This window comes from Rhizobium sp. P38BS-XIX (assembly GCF_012641435.1).
Classification (GTDB): Bacteria; Pseudomonadota; Alphaproteobacteria; order Rhizobiales; family Rhizobiaceae; genus Rhizobium.
Genome location: NZ_JABAIJ010000002.1, coordinates 574,105 through 599,038 on the forward strand (window position 1 = coordinate 574,105; position 24,934 = coordinate 599,038).

Annotated in this window: 21 protein-coding genes; 6 read left to right on the forward strand and 15 right to left on the reverse strand. The window is 60.7% G+C overall.

Annotation, left to right across the window (positions count from 1 at the left end; all coding sequences use genetic code 11):
- The first annotated feature begins 3 nt into the window (after positions 1–3).
- Positions 4–1,401 carry a chromate efflux transporter gene (gene chrA, locus HGP17_RS11880; RefSeq protein ID WP_246704034.1) on the forward strand — a complete coding sequence of 466 codons (1,398 nt, stop codon included), beginning with the start codon at positions 4–6 and terminating at the stop codon, positions 1,399–1,401.
- 122 nt (positions 1,402–1,523) lie between these two features.
- Here chrA and HGP17_RS33685 read toward each other — a convergent pair whose 3' ends face one another.
- Both HGP17_RS33685 and HGP17_RS33690 read right to left on the reverse strand, forming a co-directional pair.
- Positions 1,524–2,036: a HAMP domain-containing sensor histidine kinase gene (locus tag HGP17_RS33685; protein WP_246704035.1), complete on the reverse strand. Its 513-nt coding sequence runs from the start codon at positions 2,034–2,036 to the stop codon at positions 1,524–1,526.
- 26 nt (positions 2,037–2,062) lie between these two features.
- Positions 2,063–3,160: a GAF domain-containing protein gene (locus tag HGP17_RS33690; RefSeq protein ID WP_348648922.1), complete on the reverse strand. Its 1,098-nt coding sequence runs from the start codon at positions 3,158–3,160 to the stop codon at positions 2,063–2,065.
- 775 nt (positions 3,161–3,935) lie between these two features.
- Here HGP17_RS33690 and HGP17_RS11895 point away from each other — a divergent pair.
- From HGP17_RS11895 to HGP17_RS11915, 5 genes are read left to right on the forward strand one after another with little or no spacing between them, the layout of a single operon-like run.
- On the forward strand, positions 3,936–5,582 hold the full coding sequence (locus tag HGP17_RS11895; RefSeq protein ID WP_168809028.1) for an FAD-binding protein: 1,647 nt from the start codon (positions 3,936–3,938) through the stop codon (positions 5,580–5,582).
- Entirely contained in the window at positions 5,579–5,905 is a 327-nt protein-coding gene (locus HGP17_RS11900) for a ferredoxin family protein (RefSeq protein WP_168809030.1), read from the forward strand. The genes HGP17_RS11895 and HGP17_RS11900 overlap by 4 nt, the downstream gene beginning before the upstream one ends.
- 16 nt (positions 5,906–5,921) lie before the next feature.
- Positions 5,922–6,758: an ABC transporter ATP-binding protein gene (locus tag HGP17_RS11905; protein ID WP_168809031.1), complete on the forward strand. Its 837-nt coding sequence runs from the start codon at positions 5,922–5,924 to the stop codon at positions 6,756–6,758.
- A gap of 17 nt (positions 6,759–6,775) precedes the next feature.
- The gene (locus HGP17_RS11910; protein ID WP_168809033.1) at positions 6,776–7,645 is read left to right on the forward strand and encodes an ABC transporter permease; all 870 of its coding nucleotides are present in this window, start codon (positions 6,776–6,778) and stop codon (positions 7,643–7,645) included.
- Positions 7,646–7,666: 21 nt separating this feature from the next.
- Complete coding sequence (locus HGP17_RS11915; RefSeq protein WP_168809165.1) at positions 7,667–8,686, forward strand: aliphatic sulfonate ABC transporter substrate-binding protein; 1,020 nt, start codon at positions 7,667–7,669, stop codon at positions 8,684–8,686.
- A gap of 179 nt (positions 8,687–8,865) precedes the next feature.
- Here the strand turns inward: HGP17_RS11915 and HGP17_RS11920 are convergent, their stop codons facing one another.
- The 13 genes from HGP17_RS11920 to HGP17_RS11980 form a co-directional block, all read right to left on the reverse strand.
- Positions 8,866–9,651, reverse strand: coding sequence for an SDR family oxidoreductase (locus HGP17_RS11920; protein ID WP_168809035.1), 786 nt, complete (start codon positions 9,649–9,651; stop codon positions 8,866–8,868).
- Between the two features lie 48 nt (positions 9,652–9,699).
- Positions 9,700–10,473, reverse strand: a complete 774-nt coding sequence (locus HGP17_RS11925) for an SDR family NAD(P)-dependent oxidoreductase (RefSeq protein WP_168809037.1) — start codon at positions 10,471–10,473, stop codon at positions 9,700–9,702.
- Positions 10,474–10,483: 10 nt separating this feature from the next.
- On the reverse strand, positions 10,484–11,818 hold the full coding sequence (locus HGP17_RS11930; protein WP_168809039.1) for a dihydroorotase family protein: 1,335 nt from the start codon (positions 11,816–11,818) through the stop codon (positions 10,484–10,486).
- 18 nt (positions 11,819–11,836) lie between these two features.
- Positions 11,837–13,486, reverse strand: coding sequence for a thiamine pyrophosphate-requiring protein (locus HGP17_RS11935; protein ID WP_246704036.1), 1,650 nt, complete (start codon positions 13,484–13,486; stop codon positions 11,837–11,839).
- A 40-nt stretch (positions 13,487–13,526) separates the two neighbouring features.
- Complete coding sequence (locus HGP17_RS11940; RefSeq protein ID WP_168809043.1) at positions 13,527–14,468, reverse strand: allantoinase PuuE; 942 nt, start codon at positions 14,466–14,468, stop codon at positions 13,527–13,529.
- Positions 14,468–15,505 carry an NAD(P)-dependent oxidoreductase gene (locus HGP17_RS11945; RefSeq protein WP_168809045.1) on the reverse strand — a complete coding sequence of 346 codons (1,038 nt, stop codon included), beginning with the start codon at positions 15,503–15,505 and terminating at the stop codon, positions 14,468–14,470. Before HGP17_RS11945 ends, HGP17_RS11940 begins: the two co-directional genes overlap by 1 nt.
- A gap of 35 nt (positions 15,506–15,540) precedes the next feature.
- Positions 15,541–16,314: an SDR family oxidoreductase gene (locus HGP17_RS11950; protein WP_168809047.1), complete on the reverse strand. Its 774-nt coding sequence runs from the start codon at positions 16,312–16,314 to the stop codon at positions 15,541–15,543.
- On the reverse strand, positions 16,311–17,744 hold the full coding sequence (hydA, locus tag HGP17_RS11955; RefSeq protein WP_168809049.1) for a dihydropyrimidinase: 1,434 nt from the start codon (positions 17,742–17,744) through the stop codon (positions 16,311–16,313). Before hydA ends, HGP17_RS11950 begins: the two co-directional genes overlap by 4 nt.
- Positions 17,741–19,012 carry an MFS transporter gene (locus tag HGP17_RS11960; RefSeq protein ID WP_168809051.1) on the reverse strand — a complete coding sequence of 424 codons (1,272 nt, stop codon included), beginning with the start codon at positions 19,010–19,012 and terminating at the stop codon, positions 17,741–17,743. The genes hydA and HGP17_RS11960 overlap by 4 nt, the downstream gene beginning before the upstream one ends.
- On the reverse strand, positions 19,009–21,114 hold the full coding sequence (locus tag HGP17_RS11965) for an ABC transporter ATP-binding protein (protein ID WP_246704037.1): 2,106 nt from the start codon (positions 21,112–21,114) through the stop codon (positions 19,009–19,011). The genes HGP17_RS11960 and HGP17_RS11965 overlap by 4 nt, the downstream gene beginning before the upstream one ends.
- Positions 21,102–21,977 carry an ABC transporter permease gene (locus tag HGP17_RS11970; protein WP_168809052.1) on the reverse strand — a complete coding sequence of 292 codons (876 nt, stop codon included), beginning with the start codon at positions 21,975–21,977 and terminating at the stop codon, positions 21,102–21,104. The genes HGP17_RS11965 and HGP17_RS11970 overlap by 13 nt, the downstream gene beginning before the upstream one ends.
- Positions 21,978–21,980: 3 nt before the next feature.
- Entirely contained in the window at positions 21,981–22,994 is a 1,014-nt protein-coding gene (locus HGP17_RS11975; protein WP_168809054.1) for an ABC transporter permease, read from the reverse strand.
- A gap of 78 nt (positions 22,995–23,072) precedes the next feature.
- Entirely contained in the window at positions 23,073–24,668 is a 1,596-nt protein-coding gene (locus tag HGP17_RS11980) for an ABC transporter substrate-binding protein (RefSeq protein ID WP_246704038.1), read from the reverse strand.
- Between the last annotated feature and the right edge of the window lie 266 nt (positions 24,669–24,934).

The window sequence follows — 24,934 nt, forward strand, 5'->3', positions numbered from 1 at the left end:
GTGATGAACGAGGAAACAAAGACACCCGAAGCAGTCGAACACGGCCTGCCGTTCTCCGAGGCCGTCAAGGTTTGGGTACGGGTCGCCGCCCTGAGCTTCGGCGGCCCGGCAGGGCAGATCGCGGTCATGCACCGGATCATCGTTGAGGAGAAGCGTTGGATCGGTGACGATCGTTTCCTCCACGCCTTGAATTACTGCACGCTTCTTCCAGGACCCGAAGCGCAGCAGCTCGCAGTCTATATCGGCTGGCTGCTTCACAAGACGAAAGGCGCGCTCGTCGCCGGCACCCTGTTCGTCCTGCCGGGTGCGATCGCGATCATGGGCCTGAGCTGGATCTACGCGCTCTACGGCAACGTCGGCGCGGTGCAGGCGCTGTTTTTTGGCCTGAAGGCTGCGGTCCTCGCCATCGTGCTCGGCGCGGTCCTGCGCATCGGGAGCAGATCGCTGAAGAACAACGTCCTGATCGGGCTGGCGGCAGCCGCCTTCGTGGCGCTGGCCTTCTTCCAGGCCCCCTTCCCGCTGGTCGTGATTACCGCGGGACTGATCGGCTTCGTCGGCGGCAAGGCCGGTTGGAAGGCTTTCGCTCCTGGAGGCGGTCACGGGAATGCCGGCGGCACGTACCTTGCCGACGCCGACAGCCTGCTCGGCGAGGGCATTCCCGAGCATACTCGTCCGAACGCGCGCTGGCTCCTGAAGGTCGCCGTCGTCGGCGCGATCGCCTGGTTCGGGCCGATCCTGCTGCTGTTCGTCTTCGTCGGGCAGCACAACGTCTTCTCGGACATCGCCGTCTTCTTCTCGAAGATGGCGATGGTGACCTTCGGCGGCGCTTATGCGGTCCTGTCCTACGTCGCCCAGGAAGCGGTCAACCACTATGGCTGGCTGAGACCGGGCGAGATGCTGGACGGCCTGGGTCTAGCCGAGACGACGCCCGGCCCTCTGATCATGGTTACGCAGTTCGTCGGTTTCTTGGGTGCCTATCGCTCGCCGGGCGGGATGTCGCCTCTGCTCGCCGGCACGCTCGGCGGCCTCCTCACGACCTGGGTCACCTTCGTTCCCTGCTTCCTATGGATCCTGCTCGGCGGGCCATTCATGGAGACGCTCCGCCGCAACAAGGCGCTGTCGTCCGCGCTGTCGGCCATCACAGCCGCCGTTGTCGGCATCATCCTCAATCTTGCCGTCTGGTTCGCTCTCCATGTCCTGTTCTCCGAGGTTCGAAAGGTCGAAGGCTTCGGGATGTCGGTGGACCTTCCCGTGCTGAGTTCGGTTAATTTGCCCGCGCTGGTTCTGACGGTTGCAGCCGTCATCGCCGTGTTCCGGTTCAAGGTCAGCATGCTCAGGGTACTGGCAGCCTGCGCCCTCGCCGGCTCTGCCTATGGCCTTGCGCTAGGACTCCATACATGACCGAGATCGCTCGGAAAGGAGCGATCGTCTGGCGCGGCAACCGTGAAAAGATCACCGCGACGGCAAAAAGTAACCGCTCCCCGAAGATCTGCCAAGCTGCTCTCTAAGGTCCGCATGCATCTCTAACGTCGCGTCGGCATCTTGAGGGTAAACCTTGTTCCCGTCTCGTCCGAAGACACGTCGATCGTTCCGCCATGAGCCGTGGCGATTTCCAGCGCGATGTAAAGACCGAGCCCGAGCCCGTGGCCGCCACGGGAGCCGTCTCCGCGCTTGAAGGGAAGAAACAAGCGCTGGATGTCATTCGCAGGGATCGGGGTGCCGCCGTTGAGCACCGATATCTCGATACCCTGCTCGCTCTGGTGGCCGCTAATCTCCACCGGCTGCTCCGCGACACCATGGCTGACAGCATTCGAAACAAGGTTGGAGAACAACTGCGCGATCCGAGCCCGGTCCACGACTGCCGGCTGCGAAAATTTCAGCTCGAGACGGATGTCGCGGTGCGGATGGGCGGAACGGATCTCGTCCACGACCACCTGCAGCGTCTCGGTCAGATCGGCTTCGTTCAGGTCTAGGAAAATGCCACCACCGAGGCGCGCCCGTGCCAGATCCATGATGTTGTCAACGAGACCGGTCATGCGGGAAATGCTGGCCTTCATCAGGTTCAAAACCAGGGGGCTTCAGCGGTCCAGCCTTCCTTGAGGAGACGGCTCGTCCCGGCGTCGACTGCCGCCAGCGGCTTGCGGAGGTCGTGACCGAGCACGGCAATGAACTGCTCGCGCAATTCGGATAGCTCGCGCTCGCACTGCAGCGACGCCTCGGTCTTACGCAGTCGGTCGGCGGCGTCCAGATGGTGGGCGATTAGCTCTGCGAATAGCTTGAACGTGCCGACCACCTGCGGGTTGTCAACCTTCGCCGGCTTCGGATCGATGGCACAGAGAGTTCCCCAGAAGGAGCCATCCGCCCGGATCACAGGCATAGAGATGTAGCTCCGCAGACCGTAGATGCGAGGCGTGTGATGGTCCCGGTACAAATCGGAGGTCTGGGCGTCGTCGAACACGATAACCTGACGGTGGTCTCGTATTTCGTTACAAAGCGTGCTCTCGATCGGAAGCTCGTCGCCCGGATTCAAGCCGAATCCAACGTGGTCGAGCGAGCTGCAGGTGATCCAACGTGCCTCGGTAACCCGTGCGATAGCGGCGAAGCCCATTCCAGTCATCCGCAACGCGACGTCCAGCATGGTTGGAACTGCCGCGATCCCAGCTACGGCGTCGATGTCCGACTGGTAGTCGTTGAGACTCTGGTCAACGAAAGCCGCACGCTTCGCCAGCGCCTCTGTCTCTGCAAAACCGATATGTTCAGCCGCGGTCGCCGCAGCTTCCGCCAGTGCCTCCAGCGTCTCGATTTCCGACTGCGTCGGCTTGTAAGGCTTCGACCAATAGGCGCCGATCGCTCCAACAGGATCGTGCCTTCGAATAGGCGCCATCACGACGGCTCGCACGAATGTGCCCCGATAAAGCTCGGTCGGGATCCGTTCATCCTTGTCGATATCGGGCACGACGACCGTCTGCCTGTTGATCATCGACCATCCGGAAAGACAGGCGCGAATGGGAAACCTCTGTCCCTTCCAGAGAGGCCCGATAGCGTCCTCCTCCAAGTAATGGCAAAGGTCGCCATCTAGACGTATGACCGCTATTCCCTCACATCCTATGAGTGATCGGGCGCTCAACCGGATTGTAGCGATCACCTCGTCATGTTGCACGCACTGCAGATGGCGGATGTTGCGCTTTTCAGGCTGGCAAGCGGTGTCAGCGTTTCGGAGAGGTCGTCGATCAGCGCCATTGTCGTCCTTTCGGTGTGTGAGACGATGGCCTCATTCCAGGCTCCGAACTTTGCACAGATCCGCGGCTTTTGAAAGAAATGACTTAAGAAGATGTAGCCGAGTTTGCAAATGGGCCTAGAACGATCGGTTAGTCCCGCTTCTCGTTAGCGCCGCTATACCTTCATTTTCCGTTGATCGGCTGATAAGGATACGATTGTTTTGAAGTGCAAGAAGCTCTTCCATATGGCCTTTCAAAAGTCGGATACTATTCGTTTCGCAAGCGTCGCCCGGACAAGACTAGCTGGGTGTTAACCTTACGCATATTCCAGTTTTGCCGCTTGCAATAAACTCGAGCGCGTTTTTTCATGCCGCTCGATGTTGCCTTCTGTCCGGCAATGCCTCGGAACGAGGCCTACGGTCTCCTCTCACGAAAAACACAGAATACCAATCTTCGCCCCGGATTGGAAATATAATTCGTTTTAAACCATAGATTTTATAGACAATATGTGACGTCCGCTCAAATGTTCGATGCGGATGGCTTTCACGATTGGCTCAAATCTCAGGGACGACATGCGGATATCAACCCATCCAGCATCGCAGCAGACGCAGCCCGCGCGCCAGCACTCGCGGGGCTGCCGTAGGCAGTCAGCGTGTGCGAATGGGGCCGAGCCGCTCGGCGCCACTTGCCTGCGTCGCGTTTCAAGAATGGGTGACCATGTTTCCAGAGCGTAATAAATTAACCGGTGGCGAGGCCCTTCATCTGCAAACGGACGTGCTGGTCATTGGCGGCGGCCCGGCTGGCGCATGGGCGGCACTGGCTGCGGCGGAAGCCGGGGCACGCGTCGTGCTGGCCGACAAAGGCTACCTGGGAACGAGCGGTGCGACGGCGCCTTCCAACACCGGCACATGGTATGTTCCACCGGGTGAAGGCCGGCAGCAGGTCATTGAGCGCCGCTTTGAGCGAACCGGCGGACTTGCAGACCAACGCTGGATGCTGCGTTGTGTCGACGGCGCCTACGAAAACCTGCTGAAGCTATCGGAATGGGGCTATCCCTTTCCCAGCGAAGATGATGGCACGCTCTATATCGCCAACCTGCGTGGACCCGACTACATGGCCTTCATGCGCCGCCGCGTGCTGCTCTCAAAGGTCACCGTACTCGACCACCATCCGGCGCTGGAGCTTCTTTCGGATGGCGAAGCTGTCACCGGCGCGGCTGGTATCGACAGACAGCGCGGGCGCGACTGGCGCGTGGATGCCAAGGCTGTGGTTGTCGCGACCGGTGGCTGCGCTTTTGGCGAACGGATACTCGGAGCAACGACCCTAACCGGCGACGGATATCTCATGGCGGCAGAGGCAGGCGCCAGCCTTTCGGGAATGGAATTCACCGGCAAATACACGATGGCGCCCCACGGCTCGTCCCTGAACAAGGGCCTACCTTTTCGATGGGCGACATTCTATCGCGAGGACGGCTCGCCGCTCGTCGACGGCAATGGCGAGCATCTGTCCAATGGGATCAGCGAGCGCGAGCGGGATATTGCCAAAGCGATGATTGACGCCCCTGTCTACGCCCGGCTGGACATGGCGGAGCCCGCGCTGCAGGACTGGTTGCGGCGGGGTCAGCCGAACTGTTTCACACCTTATGACCGAATGGGTATCGATCCGTTCAAGGATCTTTTTCGTGTGACCTTGAAGGCCGAAGGGACGGTGCGAGGAACGGGTGGCATCCGTATCGCCACCTCCGACTGCGGCACCGATGTGACGGGCCTATATGTCGCCGGCGATGCGGCCAGCCGCGAGAACCTGACTGGTGCAACGTCAGGCGGCGGCGGACCGAATTCCAGCTGGGCCATCGCCAGCGGCTGGTGGTCGGGCCAAGGCGCCGCGACATTTGCCAGACGCGACGGACGCAAGTCGTTTCGCCATACATCTCGCGCGCTCGGCAGGGTCGGCTTGCGCCCGACAAGCCACGCGAGGCCCGATCTTCTGGCGAAGGACGTTGTCGATCGCGTGCGCGCGGAAGTCATTCCCCTGGAAAAGAATTACTTTCGCGACGGCAACCGGCTCGAAAGCAGTCGCCGCCGGTTGGAAAGCCTGTGGGCCGATGTGCGGGACCATCTTTCCGGTGAAGGCCAAGATCGGCTTCGCGCGCGCGAGGCTGCGAGCATTGCCGCGTCCGGGCGCTGGTCACTTTTGGCCGCGCTTTCGAGGCAGGAAAGCCGCGGATTGCATCGCCGCAGCGATTTGACGGCTAGCAATCCGAACTTCGTTCACCGGATTGTGCTGAGCGGAGTGGACGACGTCGCCATAGGCCCTGATCCCGATCGGGCTCGCGGCCAGTCTCAAGGGGAGCTCGCGTCATGATCGAGATCGTGTCGGCAAATCGCTGTATCGAGTGCGACATCTGCGTGAAAGTCTGTCCGGCCGATGTTTTCGACAGGACGGACGGCATCCCCGTCATCGCCCGGCAGGACGATTGCCAGACTTGCTATCTTTGCGAAATCTACTGTCCGACCGATGCGCTCTATGTCGCCGAACAGGCGGATGGACCAACAGGCATCAGCGAAGCCGAGGTTCAAGACCGCGGCCTTTTTGGCATTTACGCACGTGCACTCGGCTGGAAACGCGGCAAGCCCGCAGGCTCGCAATTTGATCCGACGCATCGGATCCGTGTCGCGCAAGTATAATCACGGAGCTCGCTCAATGGACCGTATTACCGTCACGGACGTACGCAAGACGTTCCAATTAAAGAATGGACAGAACGTCGTGATCGACGGCCGTCCGTCCGATCGGCTTACCGTTCTTAACGGCGTCGACCTGTCGATCCGCAAGGGTGAGTTTATCACGCTGGTCGGACCGAGCGGTAGCGGCAAATCAGTCTTGCTCGACATCATCGGCGGCCTGACGCAAGCCTCGGACGGTGTGGTTAGCCTTGATGGAAACATCATCGCCAAACCTGATCCGAAGACAGGGTATGTCTTTCAGCAATACGCGCTGTTTCCCTGGCGCACGGCACTTTCCAATATAGAGTACGCTCTCGAAGTGCGCGGCGTTGGAAAGCGCGAGCGCAATCAACGAGCGCGACATTTTCTGGCACTTTTCGGCCTTTCAGGCTTTGAGGATCGCTATCCGAACCAACTGTCAGGCGGCATGCAGCAGCGTGTCGCGATCGCCCGCGCGCTGGCAACCGAGCCGGAAGTCCTCTTGATGGATGAGCCCTTTGCGGCGCTCGATGCACAGACGCGCGACATCCTTCAGGGCGAGCTCCTCAAGATTTGGGAGAAGATCAAGACAACCGTGGTCTTCGTCACCCATTCCATCGATGAGGCGATTTTCCTCGCCGACCGCATCGTCATCATGACCGCGCGCCCCGGCCGTGTGAAGGAAATTATCGATATTGACCTGCCACGCCCACGCGATGCGGACATTCGTGCCTCAAGCGAATTCAATATTCATCGCGCACAGGTCTGGGAGGCGCTTCGCGACGAAGTCAGCAAGGCGCAACGCGACGGCGCTTTTTCATCGCCTTTGGCGCATTGATTTCGGGAGCAGGTATCATGGCATATGTCACCAACAAGACAACGGCAGACACGGACCGGCTTTCGATCGGACGAACCGCATCTCGCCACAACTCCACCAAGAGGAATCGAGCCGACAGGCAGATACCGTCCTACCTCTACGGCGTGCCGCTCCTGATCGCGTTCTTCGGGTTATGGGAGATCGCGCCTCGGCTCGGATGGCTGAACCGGATTTTCTTCCCTCCCTTAAGTGAAGTCTGCGTGGCCTGGTATGCGATGCTGCTTGACGGCTCGCTTGTCGGCAATATCGGGATAAGTCTTGAACGTGCCGCGGCGGGCTTTATGCTTGCCGTTGTCGTGGCCATTCCGCTCGGCTTTATCATGGGGCGCTATCCGACGTTTGAGAAGATATCGGACCTGCTTGTTCAGACCCTGCGCAACACCTCGCAATTCGCACTTCTGCCGGTCTTCATTCTTCTGCTTGGCATCGGCGAGGCTTCCAAGATCGCCATCACATTCTATTCCTCGATCTTCTTTCTGCTCGTCAATACGATATCGGGGGTCAAGTCGGTCGATCCACTCCTCGTCAAGGCGGCGCGATCGATGGGCACGTCCGATATCGACCTGTTTCGCAAAGTCATTCTGCCAGCCAGCATTCCGTCGATCGTCTCGGGCATGAAGCTCGCCGTAAAATCCTCTATTTTTGCGGTGATCGGCGCCGAGATGCTGGCGGCCAAATCGGGCCTCGGTTTTCTCATCCAGCAGTCGCAACTCATGATGCAAACGGCGGACATGTATGCGGGCATCCTGACAATGACCGGGATCGGTCTCTTCGTGAATTATCTTCTGGTTTGGTTCGAACGCTGGTCGACCGCATGGAAGAGCCATTCCGATCAATCGGGCTTCTGATAACTTTCCAAAGGATACACCATCATGGTTCTATCGATCCGCCGCCGAAACTTCCTGCAGGGAATGGCCGCCGCCCCCCTCGCGCTGACCGCGATTTCAGTACCCGCTTTCGCAGACGGCAAGCCATCCTTGATCCGGATCGGCAGCACGGCGCCCGGCCATCTGAAGTTTATTCTGGCGCGACACAACGGCGCGTTCGACAAGGAGTTTTCGAAGGACAGCATCAAGGTCGAGCTCGTCGTCTTCACAAATGGTGGTTCGGAGGCAACGACCGCGCTTGCAACGGGAGCTATCGAAATAACCTACACCGGCAACAATCCAGCGTTACGGGTCGCAGCCTCGGGTGCCGATGTGAACGCAATCGGCCTGTCGAGCTTCGCCAAGGCTGATGGCTCGGCAATTATCGTTCGCGCCGACGCACCCTTCAAGACCGTGGCCGATCTGAAAGGCAAGAAGGTCGGCTATCTGTTTGGCACGGTGCGCCATTCCATTTTCAGTAAGGCATTGCGCTCGGTCGGCTTGACCACTAATGATCTGGATTCCCTCAACATGGCATTCGATGCCTCCGGCCCGGCGCTTGTGCGTGGCGACGTTGACGCGATCGTCGAGACCGAGGATGTGGCGGCGAAATTGGTTGAAGCCGGTCAGGCCCGTGTTCTGCTTGATGCGAACGACCATCCGGAATGGGCCGCACCCTATATCATCTCCGCGAATGGCGACTTTGCGCGCAATTATCCCGATATTGTCACTCGCCTGTTGAAGGTCGACATCGAGCTTGCTCGCTGGTCAGAAGCCCATCCGGACGAGACGATCAAGATCTTCTCCCAGGAGACGAAGTCCTCCGAAAAGGCAGTTCGAAAGACCTATGGCGATGGGCATTTCTACCAGGATCCACGCATTACGGATGCCGCAATTCAATCGCTGAAGGGCGAAGAGGCCTTTATGTCGGAAGCGAAGCTTCTCAAGGGTTCAGTCAATTACGATCGGTGGATTGACCAAACCTACCTGGATAAGGCGTACAAGCTGGCGGATGCCACCTGACCCGAATGCCAGCACGAGGCTTTTCAAGCCGATCGAGTGTCCCGCACCGATAAGATGAGCTCCGACATCAAAAGCTGTACGCCAGCCGGGATCGAGAACCAACGCACGGGTCCCGATCCACGAAGGGCTTGATCGATCGCTTCAGGTCTGCAATCCGCGATGCCGACCGCGGGGTCGCTTTAAACGCTCGCGATCAGACCACCGTCTATCCTCAATATGCTCCCAGTTACGTATGATGCGCGTTCGCTCGCAAGGAAGGTCACCACGTCGGCATATTCTCGTGGATCGCCATAACGGCCAATGGGTATGGAAGCAGTGCTTTGCGCCGAGACTTCCTCGACTGACCGACCTTCACGCTTTGCCTTTTGCTCATCAAGGAAGGTAATGCGCTGCGTCGCCACGCGGCCGGGCAGCACGATATTGACGGTGACGCCATCGCGGCCGACTTCCCCGGCAAGGGTCTTCGACCAGCCGAGCAGTGACATTCGCAACGCGTTCGATAACCCCAGGTTCGGAATGGGCGCGACGACCCCGGAAGATGTAGAGGTGATGATCCGGCCCCATTTCTTCTCGCGCATCTTCGGCAACACAGCGTCGCTAATGGCGATGACGGACAGTACCATGCTGTCGAAATGCTTGCGCCAGCTCTCAGGGCTCTGGCCCGCGACCAGCGTCGGCGGTGGGCCGCCGGTGATGTTGACGAGGATATCCACAGATCCAAACCGGGCTTCGATGGCCGAAAGGTTCGATGCGACAATCCCGACATCGCCGAGATCCCAGGCGAGCGCCATGGCGCTGCCGCCACTCGCTTCGACTTCGGCCACCGTCCGTTCAGCGGCCTCCTTGTTGATATCGGCGACGGCGACGCGACTGCCTTCGGCCGCCAGCGTCTTGGCAATCGCGCTGCCAAGGCCGCCGCCCGCGCCGAGGATGAGCGCTGTCTTTCCTTTCAGTCCCAGATCCATGTGTGCTTCCTTTCATTTTCCGGCAGACAGCCGGCTCTTTGTTGCGTGTCAGGCGGCCATCCAGCCGCCGTCGACCATGAGGTTGATACCGGTCATGTAACTCGACATGTCACTTGCCAGGAAAAGCGCTGCGCCGGCGACGTCGTCCGGGGCGCCGAGTCGGGGCCAGGGGGTGCGACGGCGCGAATAGTCGAGCGCGTCGGGATCATTGGCGACCCCGGGCTTACCCGTGACGATTTTGCCCGGCGCGACCGCGTTGCAGATGATAAGATCGTCAGCGTGATCGACCGCGATCTGCCGTGTCATCTGCACGATCCCGCCTTTGCTGACCCCATAGGGAAAATCTCCGGGACAGGCGACCATTCCGTGCTGTGAGGAAATGTTGATGATGCGTCCCCGCGCCTCACCCACCGGCTCTTGGATCAGGAATTGTTGCGCAGCCCTCTTGCAGCAATAGAAAAAGCCCGTGAGGTTGACGCCGATGACGCGAGCCCATTGCTCCGGCGTCGTCTCCAACAAGTTGGTCGATGTGTAGATCGCTGCGTTGTTGACCATCACATCGAGGCGGCCAAAGTGGCTGACGGTTTCGTTGACGAGATGATCGACGGCATTCCAGTCGCCAATATCGGTGCGCACAAAACGCGCCTCGCCTCCGCCGGCAAGAATTCTGTCCAAGGTCGTTTCGCCGCCTTCGATTGGCGTCTCGATCGTATCGGCAATAACGATGCGGGCACCCTCGGCGGCGTAGCGCAAGGCGATGGCGCGACCCAAGCCGGAGCTTGCTCCGGTGACGATCGCTATTCTGTTCTGCAGCATGGGCATTGGCTGCTCCTCAGCTTTCTCGGGTGACGACGCTGCCGCGTCTTTCGGAAACGAGTTTTCCGTCGTGAACGATCTCTTCGCCCCTCAAGAAGACGCGCGTCAGTGTTCCTGGAATGATCCATCCGGCGAATGGTGTGTAGGCGGCGCGTGAAACCTGTTGGGCATCTGTTATTTCACTCGTTCGACGGCGGTCGACGACCAGGATATCCGCATCACAACCAACCGCGATCGCACCCTTCGAGCGACCGAGACCAAAGCGCCTGGCCGGATTGAAAGAGGACATGCGCACGAGATCGTTGAAATTGATCACATCCTCCTCGATCAACCGGAGCATCGTCGCAAGAAGCGTCTGCAGACCTGGCATTCCGCCGGGAATGTCGGCGAACGCGGTGTAGCTCGTCGCTTTCTCGGCGGGGCTGTGTGGCGCGTGATCGGTGCCGACGATATCGATCAGGCCCTCGGAAAGTGCAGCGCGCAACGCCTCGACATCGCTGGGCGCCCGGAAAGGCGGCGAGCCCTTTAGGCCCGCACCCAACCTCTCGTAATCGGCGCTGGTGAAAAAGAAATTCTGGGGCGTTGTCTCGATCGTTGCATCCGCCATATCGCGCAACCGCCGCCACGCAGAGACGCCCAGCGCGGAGTTGACCTGGCGTACATGGATGCTCACTTTCGTTCCCGCCGCAGCCAGAACAGCGCGTGCGAGACCGGATGCTTCCGCAAGCGGTGGGCGGCTTTGCAGAAATGCAGCGATGTCGCCCGCTGGATTTCGCGAGCCGCTGCCCGCAAGGATCGATTGATCCCCAGGCGAAATGCCGATCAGCATCTCGCGCCCGTCGAGCCATTTCACCATCTCTGCGACCGCATCCATGCTTTCAAACATGAAGGCCTCAGGCACATCCGCAGTAAAGAGTTCCAGGGAAACCGGACGCAGATCCACTAGTCCGCGCAGCAGATCTGTATTTCTGCTGATGACAGCCTGGAAACCGACGTCCACATGGATGCGTCCCTTCGCCGTCTCCATTTTTGCGGCAAGCTGATCGGCCGTCGCGGTCCAGGGATCATCGGTTGGCATGTCGAGCACGGTCGTCACACCGCCGAGGGCAGCGGCGCGCGTACCGCTGTCGAAGTCTTCCTTGTGAGTTAGTCCCGGTTCACGCAAATGCGCATGCACATCGACGAGACCCGGCAGGAGATGGCAGCCATTGGCATCAACGATAGTACGGGCTTCGGCCAGATCCGCAGGCGGAAGGATTGCCGCAACACGGCCGCCGCGGATAGCGACATTGCCCCTGACGTTGCCGGCTGCATTGACGATTGTTGCGCCTGATATGATCGTATCGAACATGCCGCTCTCCACCCGCCGTCAGCACAAACCCGGCAGGCGCGGTTCCTCATGGGTCACGACCTCGAGCAGAGCCGCCTGCCCGGCCGCAACTTTGGCAAGGGCACGCATGAGCGCTGGCCGCAGATCCGACGACGACGTGACGCATTCGCCATAGCCGCCGAGTGCTTCTGCGATCGGCGCATACGCGCCCGACATGCGGTTTGCCCCATATTTCCGTGTTGCGATCGGCATACTCGCAGCATAACCGCCGAGCACGTTGTTGCGTAACACAATGGTCAAGATGGGCAGATGGCAGCGGATCGCGGTTTCGAAATCGATCCCGACCATACCGAAGGCTGCTTCCCCCATCAGATTGACGACCGTCGCCTCCGGCCGGGCGAGCTTGGCGCCGAGCGCAAAGCCGAGACCGCTGCCGAGCTGCGTGGTCTTGCCCCAGCCGATATAGCTGCCGGGCACGGTCGTCTCGTAGAAGGGGCTGAACTGATCGCGCGGATTGCCGGCATCATGGGTCATGATCGTCTTTGCCGGATCGACCGCGCGCATGATTTCCCAAACGACGCGATAGGGCGAGATCGGCTCTCCATCCGCCGTCAGGAGCGGCATCCACCGCTCCATGAATGTGGCGCGAATGCCGCGAATTTCCTCTTCCATTCCGGCTCGCGCCGGAACAACGAGACGCTTCTCGCCAACAAGCGCGGTCATCTGGCGAAGAACTGAGCGCACATCGCCGACTGCGCCCTGTGCGATCGCATAGTCCTTGCCGAGGTCGCCCTCGTCGATCGTCACCTGCAGCAGCACCTTGTCCTTGGCGATCGGCAGGATGTAGTGCGAGCGGGTCAGGCTGGTGCCAAGCGCCAGCACGACATCGGCCTTGTCCATGAAATGATCGACGGTCGCAGGCCGCGCGCGTCCGGCCGTACCGAGCGCCAATGGATGGTTTTCCGGAAAGCCGCTCTTGCCGTTCGGCGTCGTCATCACCGGGATGCGGAACAGCTCGGCAAATTCCACCAGCTCCTGCGAGGCAGAGGCCGCAAGAACGCCCTGCCCCGCGAAGACGACAGGGTTCTTCGCCGCAAGCAACGTCTCGACCAACTCGGCGATCTCGCCGCTATCGGCCTGCGGCACGCTGCGCCGTGGCTTCAAATAGGGATCGGTTGAAGGTGCGTGCCGCTCGGCCAGCAAATCGACGGGCAGCTCGAGCAGGACAGGTGCCGGGCGGCCGTTGCGAACACGCGAAATCGCGGAATGCATCAACTTCGGCAGATGCTCGACACGCGTGACCGCCTCGCACCACTTCGTCACATGACGAAAATTGCGGCTCGACTCGAAATTCGGCGCCACGGCTTCCGATCCACGCGGATAGCCCGTTGGCAAGAAGAGGATCGGAGCGCGATCGTTGAAGGCTTGCGCGATGCCGCCGAAAGCGCTTTCCGCACCAGGCCCATATTGCACCGTCACGACGGCAAGCTCGCGCCCGGCCGTCGTTCGCGCGTAGCCCTCGGCAATATTAACGGCGACGCGTGGCGTCCGGGTGATGACGGGGGGGATATCGAGATCTGCCAAGGCGTCAAATAGTTCGCTGTTCGGAAAGCCGATGATGTGCTTGACGCCCTCCTGCTTCAGGATGGAGGCGACCACCTCGGCGCCGTTCATATCCGTGCCCCTCATGCCTCGTTCTTTCCTCATTTCCGTCAACGGCTCGATCCCATCACGCATTGCGGCCAAAGGCCTCGTGATTTTCGAGCCAGTGGCGGGCGATATCCTCGCGCCGCATAAAGGCAGCGCCCGGTGTCTTCTGGACATGTTCGATGACGTCGCGCAGGCCCGAGGCGCGGTTCGGCTGGCCCATCCAGCGCGCATGCACACCGATCGTCAGCATGCGGCCTCCGGTCTCGTCCGCCTCGCCGATCATGTAGTCGATGGCGGAACGGCAATCTTCGGCGAAATCGCGCGGATTGCTGTAACCGGGCGCAATCAGATAGCGGCTGTCATTCAGCGTCTTGGAATAGGGAACAACGAGCAGGCGCGTGCCGTCATGATCCATGAAATAGGGCAGATCGTCGTTGCAGGGATCGGAGTAATAAAGGAAGCCCCCTTCCTTCACGATCAGATCGCGGGTGTTGACGCTTGGGAAAGATCGGCAATTCCATCCCATCGGCCGACGACCGGTCAGCCTCTTGTAGAGCGCGATCGCTTCGTGCAGCTGGCGCTCCTCATCCTCGCGCTCGATGGTCGAATATTCGCTCCAGCGCAGGCCGTGGCCAAGCAGATCATGGCCGCGCGCATTCATCCATTCGACAACTGCAGGGTTCTTCTCCAACGCCACGGCGCAGGCCGAAACGGTGATCGGGATGTCGTAGCGATCGAAGAGGCGCGCCAGGCGCCAAACACCGGCGCGGCTACCATATTCGAAATGCGTCTCGGTACCGAGATCCCGGACGGGCGGGCTATTCGGAATATTGTACTCGCCCCAATTGTCGTTTCGCCCGTCTTCCAGCCAGGAATATTCCGAGCCTTCCTCGTAGTTCAGCACCAGATTGATCGCGAGCTTGACACCGTCAGGCCAACTCATGAAAGGCGGCTTCGGCCCGTAGCCGATGAAATCGCGCGGCTGGCGTTCCGTATTTTCAAGTTTGAGGGCTGACCACATTATTTCATCTCCCCGGATACGCCCTCATTCGCGACGATCCAGTCCATGTAGTCGTGGAAGGCTTCCTTGGCCGGACGCGGGCGCCAATCCGTATCACGCTCGATACGGGCGAGATCATATTCCCCCCACATGCCGTCCTTGAGCGTCGAATCCTGGATAACGTTGGCCGTCTCATGTGGACTGACTTCGACCTTCAGGCTCGGCACACGTTCGCGGGCCCAATCGACGATATCACCCGTCGTCGAGGTGCGACCGCTGCCGATATTGTAGTGACGATAGCGAAGACGCGACGCCGTGAGCAGCGCCACGACGGCGTTACCGACGTCGGCGGAATGCACGTAGTCGCCGACCGATTCCAGGCTGTTGGGCCGGATCACCTCGCCCGCCAGCGCCATATGCGCCACCTTGTTTGGCACATGGCGGAAATTGCGGCTCTCAGTCGCGCGATCCATCGTACCGTAGACGGAGGCAAGGCGAACGCTGAGCGCGGACATGCCAAAGAGATCGGCATAGCGGTTGACGACCATCTCAGAGGCGAATTTCGAGATGCCGTACAGTGTCAGCGGCGCCACGTAGCCGTCTTCCGGCAAGGGCTCGGCCCAATCCGGTCCATGATGACGGTAGACGGAGCCTGAGCTGACATAGATGAAGCGCTTGACGGACGGACGGATGCGCGCCCATTCCAGCATATGAACCGTGCCCATCAGGTTGACGTCGACGATCTTCGCCGGCGCCTCCGCTTCCGGCTGACGCTTGGCCTCGGCCGCACTGCCGCGCGAGATCGGCGTGATCGTCGCGCCATGGACGATGACGCTGACATCGTGCGCATCAAGCGCCGCCGACCACTGCGAGGGATCACAGATATCGGCGGTGATGACGGAGAGCCGGTCGCGGACAGGCGCGAAATAACGCTCGGCCATGGCGTCCAGACCGGAGCGATCGAGAATGACGGCGCGGGCTGCCGGATTGCGATCCAGCCAGGTGCGCACCACGACGCTCATGACGAAGCCTGTACCGCCGGTAACGAGAAGGGTCATTTCAAAATCCAATCCAGATCATTGCAATCATTTGTTCAACGCACCGCATAGCCGCCATCGACGAGTAGATCCGTGCCGGTCACGAAGGAGGCGTCGGCGGAAAGCAGGAAGGCGGTCGCGGTCGCGATCTCGTCCGGCTGCGCGATGCGGCCGAGCAGATGCGCCGGACCGAGTTGCCGATCGGCCGCCTCGAGGTCCGGCCAGCGTTGCAGCAGCCGCGGCGTCGCCACCGCACCCGGCGACAAGCTGTTCACCCGTATGCCCTCACCTGCGTGATCGACCGCCATGGCCTTCGCGAGATGAACGAGGCCTGCCTTGGCCGCGCAATAGGCAACCGCCTTGCCCGTCGCCACATGCGCGAATTGCGAGGCGATCAACACCACGGATCCGCCACCGCCCGAAATCATCAGGGGCAGCGCAAACTTCGCCGCCAGGAAGGCGCCTGTCAGGCTGACATCAAGCTCGCGACGCCATTGCTCCTCACTCAGATCGACCACAGTTCCATCCAGCGATGGCGCGGCCGCGTTGTGAACCAGACCGTCCAATCGTCCGAATCTGCCGCGCACCGTATCGAGCACGCGCTCCATCGAACGTCCGTCGGTGACGTCGCAGCGTACGGCAAGAGCGCGAGAGCCGAGTTCCTCGACCAGATTGACGGCGGCGTCTTCAGCATGGTCGGCGCAGACGACGCTGGCACCCTCTGCAAGGCAGCGGCGTGCGATGGCGGCACCGATGCCGCTGGTCGCCCCTGTGATCAGGATGACCTTGCCCGCAAACCGCGCTGCCAGAGGATCGGACGGCGACGTCATGATGCCAGCACCTTGGAGAGCCCTTGCTGCGGCGGGAAGGGCCGCAGGCGCGGGATGAACTGGCCGCGACCCGGCCGCGACAGAACCTCTCCGTCGTTCCAGACGAGTTCGCCACGCGAGATCGTCATAATCGGCCAGCCGCGCACCGTCTGCCCCTCATAGGGCGTATGGTCGGTCGCGTGATGCAGCATACTGTTACTGATGGTGACGACGCGATCCGGGTCCCAGATGGCGATATCGGCATCCGCGCCGACCGCGATCAGTCCTTTGCGCGGATAGAGACCGAAGAGACGCGCAGGGGCTGCGGAGGTCAGATCGACAAATTTCTGCAGCGACATGCGTCCGCCATTGACGCCGGCCGAAAAGAGCAGCGCCAAACGCGTCTCGATGCCCGGAATGCCGTTCGGGATGCGGTTGAACGGTGTGTTCGGGCCGCCGGCAATCTTGTCCGCGTAATTCCAGGGCGAATGGTCCGACGAGAAAACCTCGAGCGTGCCGTCGAGAATGCCGCGCCAGATATCGGGCTGGTTCGACTTGTCGCGCGGCGGCGGGGTGCAGACGCATTTCGAGCCGGAGAGATCATGCGTATCGATGTCCTCGGCCGAGAGAAAGAGATATTGCGGGCAGGTCTCTGCGTAGATCGGCAGGCCCCTCGCCTTGGCCCGCCGGATTTCCTCCACCGCGCCGCCGGCAGCGACATGACTGACGAGGATCGGCGTCTCGATCAGTTCCGACAGGCTGATGGCACGATAGGTCGCCTCACGGTCGCCGATTTCGGAATGGGCCTTTTCGTGGTAGCGCAACTGCGTCTTGCGGGCGGCAATGAATTTTTCCGTCAGCCAGCGGATACACGCGTCGTTTTCAGCATGAACCATGACCATCGCGCCATGCGAGCGAGCAAGATCCAGCACGTTCAGGACCTCGTAGTCGTCGAGCTTCAGACCGTCATAGGTCAGATAGATCTTCATTGAGGTGCAGCCGTCGGCGATCAGCGCCGGGATCTCATCGCGCAACACGTCGGGAGACGGATCGCCGACGATCAGATGAATGCCGTAGTCGATATGGGCCTTCGGCCGCGCCCGCTCGTGATAATCCTCGACGATGTCGCGGAGGGACTGGCCGCGCATCTGCATGGCGAAGGGAACAACCGTGGTTGTGCCGCCGCAAAGTGCGGAGAGCGTGCCGGTGTTGAAATCGTCGGCAGTCGCCTTTCCTTCCCAGGGCTGCTGGTCCATGTGGCAGTGACTGTCGACGCCACCCGGCAAAACCAGGCGGCCTTCGGCCGAGATCTCCTCTTTGCCATTTGGAAGGTCCTTGGCGATCGCGGCAAGCCTGCCGTCTCGGATGCCGAGATCGACCTCGCGGGTTTCGTCCGCAAGCACGACGCGGCCACCGCGAATGACAAGATCGAACGGAATGTCTTTGGTCATTGGTTGACTCCGGAAGCCAGGTAATCGGTCGCGACATCGGCGATCTGCGGTGAGACTCTGCGCCGAAGATTGAAAGAAGCACCGAGGGAGACGAGCGCGGCGCCACTGCCGAGCATGATGAAAAGCGCATAGGGCGCCATGTAGTCCATCAGGCCGGCGGCGATACCAGGCGTCATGACATTGCCGATCGAATAGAGCAGCAGCAGGCCGCCCGACGCCGATACCATGTGGCGGCTGTCGATCTGCGAATTGGCAAACGCAATGCCGACGGGATAGATCGTCAGAGCGGTGGCGCCATAGAGAAAGAAGAGCACGAAAAGTACCGGCACGTAGCGGTTTGCAAGCATGATAATGGCGGCGCAGAGCGCGGCGGCAAGCCCTCCCTGGACAAGAAGCATCCAGCGTCGGTCAAGCCGATCGGACAGCCAGCCCACCGGTGTCTGGGCCAGCATGCCGCCCATGCTGAAAGCCGTTACCAACCCGATCGTCGTCGAGGCTGGAAGCGCAATCTTGGCGCCGTAAAGCGGCGTCAGAGCGAAGACATTCATGTTCGTCATGCCCGCCTGGAAGACCGCGATGATCGTGACCGGCGCGAGAACGGCGAGCTTCCAGAGGCCATAGCGCTGATCCGCGGCCGAGACATCGGCCTGCAGCAACTCGCCGGGACGAACCGGCAGCGCCGGCCAGGGGCGCCCCGCGAACCGGCAATAGAGCGCGCCTGCCGTGATCGTCACGGCGCCCATCAGGAAAAGATGCGGCGAATGCGGACCCGCGGCTTCCACCAGCAACTGGCCGAAGAGCACGGCGAGTGAGGTCATCATCATGTAAAGCGAGAAATAGGCGCCGCGATTGCGCTCGTCGGCGTAGAGATTGATCCAGCTTTCGGAGACAACGAACATGACCGCCATCGCGAAGCCGCTGAAGAAGCGCAGAACAAGCCAGACCGGCGTGGCTGTCGTCGCCATATAGCCAAAGCCGGCGAAGGCGGCGAGGAACGTGACCGCCAGAAACGTGACACGATGCCCGAAGCGGGCGACCAGAAAACGCGCCGCGAGGCAGCCGGCCAGAAAGCCCACGGGAAAGCCGGTCAACAGAAGCTGTACAATGCCCGGATTGATGCCGGGCTCGCTCAGGCTCAGCGAAACCGAGGTTGTCAGCAGGCTGTTTCCCGTGCCTATGACGCAGATCGCCAACATGACGGGCACGAGCGCGCGGAAGCGCGCCGCCCTCTTCCAGAAGCTTGCCTCGATGGAGGTGTCGGAACTCATCCGTGTTTCCCTGTCACTCCTGCATAGACGGGGAGCTCGGCGCGCAGCCGGTCCTCCTCGATATGACAGGCGATCTGATGCGTTTCGGACATTTGCCGGATCGGTGGCGTGACTGTATCGCAGATCCCGCCGACCTTGCGGTGGCAGCGGGTTGCGAATCGACAGCCGGCCGGCACGTTGACCGGGCTCGGCGTTTCGCCGGTGAGTCGGATCCGCTCGCGCGGCTCTTCGTCAACTTTGGGGCTGCGGATCGCCGAAATCAGGGCTTCGGTATAAGGATGCGTGCCGCGGCCGAACACCTCCTCAACGGTGCCCTGCTCCATGACCTTGCCGAGATACATCACGACGACCTTATCGGCGATATGCCGCACCAGCGCGAGATCGTGGCTAATGAAGAGCATCGTGGTGTGCTTCTCCTTCTGGATATCGAGAAGCAGCGTGACGACCGCCGCCTGTACGGAGACATCCAGAGCGGAAACCGGCTCATCGGCGACGATCAGTGATGGATCGGCAGCAAAGGCGCGAGCGATCGCAATGCGTTGCTTCTGCCCGCCGGAGAGCTGGTTCGGCTTGCGATCGGCGACTGACGGGGAGAGGCGTACCATCTCCAGCAGCTCGCGCACCCGCTCGTCAATCGCGGCCTTGCCCTTGCGAATGCCAAATTTCTTGATCGAACGGCGAATGGAGAACGCAGCCGAATGGGAGGGATTAAGCGTGCTGTCCGGATTCTGGAAGATCATCTGGATCGATTGCAGCATGCTGCGCGGCCGCTGCCGCGCCTGCAGCTCGGCGATATTCTCGCCCGCCATACGGATCGAGCCCGATGTCGCGCTGTCCAACCCGGTGACAATGCGGGCAAGGGTCGATTTTCCGCAGCCGGATTCACCGACCAGGGCAACGATCTCGGCCTTGCGGGCGCCGAAGGAAATGGCCTCGTTTGCCTTGACGGTCCTGTCGGCGCCGATCCGGTAAAGCTTCGTGACGTCGGAGAGCGCGATCGCCTCTTCCTTGGCCACGACCTGGCCAGGCTCCGAAGGCAGCCTTCCGACCGCGCGTTCCATGTCGGGCCAGCGGGTGCAGCGCACCAGATGGCCGGGGCCCGCCTCCGTCAGCGCGAGGTCCGACCTGTCGCAAAGCCCGGCGCTAAAACCTGCACAGCGCGGCGCGAAGAAGCAGCCGGCCGGCCGCTCCTGCGGCAGCGGAATATGGCCGGGGATGGCGGCGAGCGCGCGGCTGCGCTTGTCGCTGCCGATATCCGGAATGCAGTCGATCAACCCCTGCGTATAGGGGTGGCGTGGCTTACGGAAGAGATCGCCGGTCGTACCCTCCTCCACCATCTCGCCGGAGTACATAATCCCGACGCGATCGCAGGTCTCGGCAATCAGTCCGAGGTTGTGCGAGATGAAAAGCAGGCTGGTGGAATAGCGGCGACGAAGCTCGCCAATCAGATCGATGACGGCGGCTTCGACTGTCACGTCGAGGCCGGTCGTCGGTTCGTCCAGCAAAAGCAGCGAAGGTCGTGCCAGCAGCGCCATAGCGATGACGACGCGCTGTTGTTGGCCACCTGAGAGCTGATGCGGATAGCGCTTCAGCATATCGCCGGCATCCGGCAGTCGAACGTCGTCGAGCATGGCGGCGGCCATTTCCATCGCCTCCGCCTTCGTCGATCCGAGATGCAGAAGCGGCACCTCGGCAAGCTGTGATCCGATCGTCTTCACCGGGTTGAGCGCGCTCATCGGGTCCTGATAGACCATGGCGATGCGCCGGCCGCGAATTGCGCGGAGTTCCTTTTCCCTGGCGTCGACGAGCTCCCGGCCATCGAAGCGGATGCTGCCGCCGGCGATCACGCCGGTCGCGCCGAGATAGCCCATGATCGCCATCGCCGTCGTGCTCTTGCCGCAGCCGGATTCGCCAACGAGGCCATAGCTTTCGCCCGGACGAACGGCAAAGGATAGTTTAGGCACTGCGACCACTGTCTCGGTCTTGCCGCGAAACTCGATCCTGAGGTCCCTGATATCGAGCAACGGTTCGAGATCGGAGTTTGGAGCGTCGGACATGGCGGCCCCTTGCAGGTTGGAGACGGACAGATTCATGGCTTCCATGCCTCACGCATGCCATCGGCCAGAAGATTGAAGCCGAGAACGAGACTGACAAGGGCGGCGGACGGAATGAGCGACATGAGCGGCCAGACATTGAGAACGGTGACGCTTTCCTTGACCATGCCGCCCCAATCCGGATTCGGCGGCGGCAGGCCAAGGCCGAGGAAGCCCAGGATACCAATGGTGATGATCGTATAGCCGATGCGCAGGCAGGCATCGACGATCAGCAGGCTGCGGCAGTTCGGCAGGAGCTCGATGAGCATGATGTAGAGCGTGCTTTCCGCCCTGAGCTTCGCCGCGGCGATATACTCCTGCTCCTTGAGGCCGAGAACGAGGCCGCGCGTGATGCGGCCGATGCCGGGCGAGGAAGCGATCGTCGTCGCGATCACGATATTGAGGACCGACGGCCCGATATTGGCGATCAGGATCACATAGATCACGAGAACCGGGAAGGCGAGAATGATATCGGAAAAGCGGCTGATCAGCGTATCGATCCAGCCACCGTAGTAGCCGGCGACCATGCCCATGGCGATGCCGACGACCATGGCGACCGCGACCGACAGCGGCGCCACGAAGAGCACGGTGCGCGCGCCAAAGATCAGGCGGGACAGGACATCGCGGCCGAGAATATCGGTGCCAAGCCAATGGGCAGCCGATGGAAAGGGATTGCCCATCGCCATCGCATCCGAATCCGTTGGAGACGGCAGCGGCAGGATCGGCGCGAGAACGGCCGCGGCCACCCAGAAGACGACGAGGAACAGGCCGACGATCGCTGTCTTGGAATGAAAGATCCGCATCCAGCTCGGCCGTGCAGCACGCTTGACGGCAGTGGCCTTGATCCCGGCTATATTGTCTTGGAGTGCCATGGATTACCTCACCCGGATACGTGGATCGAGCAGCATGTAGCCGAGATCGCCGAGCAACTGCGTCACAACGGCGACGGCAACAGTGATCAGAGTAGCCGCCTCAAGCGTCGCGATGTCGCCGAAGAGGCTTGCGTCGAGGATCAGCCGACCGAAGCCCGGATAGGCGAAGACGAGCTCGGTAACGACCACGCCGCTAATCAGGAAGTTGATCTGCAGGAGCAGTACGGTGAAGGGCGCGATCATGGCGTTGCGCAGCGCATGGCCAAGCACCATGCGGCGGGTGCTCATGCCTTTCAGCACGGCGGTGCGGATATAGGGCCGCTCCATGACGCCTATCATCGAGACGCGGATCATACGGGCGACATAGCCGAAATCGTAGATGACGAGCACGGCGACCGGCAGCACAAACTGGTAGGGCACCGGCCATCCGCCATCGCTATTGAGCGGACTCGTTCCCGGCAGGATCGGCCAGAGAATGACGAAGAGAGTGACCAGGAAGACACCGGATGCGAACTCCGGAATGGAGGTGAAGATGATGCAGATGACGGTCAACGTGCGGTCCAGTACGCCGCCCTCCTTCAGACCCGACAATATGCCGAAGATGATCGATAGCGGTACGATCAGCAGGAAGGCCAGACCGGCGAGAATCGCCGTGTTCCCAAGTCTGTTCCAGATCACGTCGTTGACGGGCAACTTGTTCAGCGTGGAATAGCCGAAATTGCCGAAATACTGCGCCCCGCGCGGATCCTTGAAATTGAGCCCGGTGCTCGGGTCCTGCAGCGGATCGGGGATGGCACCGACGAGCACGCCGAGCCAGCGGCCATAGCGCACCGGCAACGGATCGTTGGCTTTCAGCTTCTCGGTCAGGAGATCGACCTGCTGCTGTGTGGCAAAGGGGCCGAGCGACTTGCGCGCGACGCTGCCGGGGGTGAATTCGCAGACGGCGAAGACCAGGAACGATGCGCACAGCATGGTGAGCAGCATCATGATCAGCCGTTTTAGAAGGAATTTCGACATTGCAAGATCCGTCCGGGTTTCTCACGGGCCTTTAAAGGGATCGCCCGGAACAAACCGGGCAATCATGGCGCCGCTTGATCAGGCGGAGATCGCGTATTGATGTGCGAAGATATACTGCGAAGGATGGAGCTCGAAGCCCATTACCTTCTTGTCCATCACGGTCGAGAAGATGCGCCAGAAAGGCTGAACGATCGGCCCGTCGTCCTGCATGATCAGTTCGATCTTCTCGATGACTTTGCTGCGTTCCTTTGGATCGAGGATGCCTTCCGCCTGAGTCAGCAGCTTGTCGAAGTCAGGATTGGCGTAGTGCGATTCGTTCCACGCAGCGTTGGAGCGATAAGCCAACGACAGTGTCATGATGGCGAGCGGACGATGGCCCCAGGCCGTAAGGCTGAAGGGCGCCGAAGTCCAGACTTCCCAATATTGCGCGCTCGGCAGCGACTTGATGTTGATTTTGACGCCGATATCCTTGAACTGTTCGGCCAGAACCTGCGCCGTGTTCAGCTCCCAGATCGGATCGGGACGCGTCACCATGTCGAATTCGAAGCCGTTCGGATAACCGGCATCGGCGAGCAACTTCTTGGCTTTCTCGATATCGCGCGGATATTTCGGGAGAGGTGCATATTCGGGATGAGACGGCGCGACATGATGGTCTTCCGCCGGAGTACCCGCGCCCAATAGCGATGTCTGGATGACCTTCTCGCGATCGATGGCATATCGCATGGCCTGGCGAACGCGTTTGTCCTTGAACTGCTCCACATCCGGGTGCATTCGAGCGACAACCGTCTGGGTCGTCTCGACCTTGTACACTGCCACATGCGGGAAGTTCTTCATCGAGCTGATCTGAACGGCGTCGGCTTCAGACAGACCATCGACCTGCTTGGAAGCAACAGCTGCAATGCCAGCGCCCGGGTTGTCGCCAAGATCGACGAATTCGAACGTTGAAAGATAAGGGCCGGTACCCCAATAGTCGGTGCGTGCCTTATATTTTGCGCCTTTGCCAACCGTATATTCCGTCATCTCGAACGGGCCCGTGCCGTTGGCATCGGGGCCGAAAGAACCGCTGTCGGCCGGATCGAGAATGAACATCGGGTAGTGATAGAGATGTTCAGGCACCGCGATTTGCGGCGCGAAGCAATTCAGGCGCACCGTGTGGTCATCGACCTTCTCGATCGCATTGTCGGACCACAGCTTGCTCGACTTCTTCGGATTGCCCTTCTCGTCCTTCTCGCCGCCATCATATTCCTGGACCAGATAGCCGGTAAAGAGGCCGAGAACCGACGAGCCGACTTTGGGGTCGCTGACGCGCTTCAAGTTCCAGACGACATCGTCCGCATTCAGCTCACGCCCGCCCTTGCGCCACTTCACACCCTTGCGGACATGCAGCGTCCAAGTTTTCAGATCGTCGCTGACATCCCATTTTTCCAATAGATAGGGATGGGTGATGTTGTTGCGGTCGGTAAACGTCAGATATTCGCAGACCTGGCGGATGACATTCGACTTTTCCGCGAAATCGGCCAGATGTGGATCCTTGATCTCCATACAGCGCATGCCGATACGCAGATTGCCGCCCTTAGGCATCTCATCGGCCTTGGCTGCACTGGAAGGATCGACGACGCCGGCGAGAGAATAGGCGGCGGCGGCAGACAAACCGAGAAGCGTGGACTTCCGCAAAAAGTCTCTGCGATTGATGCTGCCTTCTGAAAGATCTTTGATAAGTGTTGGAATATAGGAATGCTGATTCTTCTGCAAAACCATGGTCTCCCGAGTTCGAGCAAACTGTTCCCGTTGTTTTTAAAACTCGAAGCGAGGCAGATTTCCTGCCGCTTCGACATGCGCGGATCTAACGTCCGTTTTCGCCGTCGAAGCTAAAACTAGAGCCATAAGTGCAATGACAGAATGCACTCATCCGACATGAGATGTGCGTAATCCGACTCAAT

Excerpts from the sequence above, each read along its gene's own strand:
- chrA (WP_246704034.1), top strand. The coding sequence starts at position 4 with ATGAACGAGGAAACAAAGACACCCGAAGCAGTCGAACACGGCCTGCCG.
- HGP17_RS33685 (WP_246704035.1), bottom strand. The coding sequence starts at position 2,036 with ATGACCGGTCTCGTTGACAACATCATGGATCTGGCACGGGCGCGCCTC.
- HGP17_RS11895 (WP_168809028.1), top strand. The coding sequence starts at position 3,936 with ATGTTTCCAGAGCGTAATAAATTAACCGGTGGCGAGGCCCTTCATCTG.
- HGP17_RS11900 (WP_168809030.1), top strand. The coding sequence starts at position 5,579 with ATGATCGAGATCGTGTCGGCAAATCGCTGTATCGAGTGCGACATCTGC.
- HGP17_RS11905 (WP_168809031.1), top strand. The coding sequence starts at position 5,922 with ATGGACCGTATTACCGTCACGGACGTACGCAAGACGTTCCAATTAAAG.
- HGP17_RS11910 (WP_168809033.1), top strand. The coding sequence starts at position 6,776 with ATGGCATATGTCACCAACAAGACAACGGCAGACACGGACCGGCTTTCG.
- HGP17_RS11920 (WP_168809035.1), bottom strand. The coding sequence starts at position 9,651 with ATGGATCTGGGACTGAAAGGAAAGACAGCGCTCATCCTCGGCGCGGGC.
- HGP17_RS11925 (WP_168809037.1), bottom strand. The coding sequence starts at position 10,473 with ATGCCCATGCTGCAGAACAGAATAGCGATCGTCACCGGAGCAAGCTCC.
- HGP17_RS11930 (WP_168809039.1), bottom strand. The coding sequence starts at position 11,818 with ATGTTCGATACGATCATATCAGGCGCAACAATCGTCAATGCAGCCGGC.
- HGP17_RS11935 (WP_246704036.1), bottom strand. The coding sequence starts at position 13,486 with ATGAGGGGCACGGATATGAACGGCGCCGAGGTGGTCGCCTCCATCCTG.
- HGP17_RS11940 (WP_168809043.1), bottom strand. The coding sequence starts at position 14,468 with ATGTGGTCAGCCCTCAAACTTGAAAATACGGAACGCCAGCCGCGCGAT.
- HGP17_RS11945 (WP_168809045.1), bottom strand. The coding sequence starts at position 15,505 with ATGACCCTTCTCGTTACCGGCGGTACAGGCTTCGTCATGAGCGTCGTG.
- HGP17_RS11950 (WP_168809047.1), bottom strand. The coding sequence starts at position 16,314 with ATGACGTCGCCGTCCGATCCTCTGGCAGCGCGGTTTGCGGGCAAGGTC.
- hydA (WP_168809049.1), bottom strand. The coding sequence starts at position 17,744 with ATGACCAAAGACATTCCGTTCGATCTTGTCATTCGCGGTGGCCGCGTC.
- HGP17_RS11960 (WP_168809051.1), bottom strand. The coding sequence starts at position 19,012 with ATGAGTTCCGACACCTCCATCGAGGCAAGCTTCTGGAAGAGGGCGGCG.
- HGP17_RS11965 (WP_246704037.1), bottom strand. The coding sequence starts at position 21,114 with ATGGAAGCCATGAATCTGTCCGTCTCCAACCTGCAAGGGGCCGCCATG.
- HGP17_RS11970 (WP_168809052.1), bottom strand. The coding sequence starts at position 21,977 with ATGGCACTCCAAGACAATATAGCCGGGATCAAGGCCACTGCCGTCAAG.
- HGP17_RS11975 (WP_168809054.1), bottom strand. The coding sequence starts at position 22,994 with ATGTCGAAATTCCTTCTAAAACGGCTGATCATGATGCTGCTCACCATG.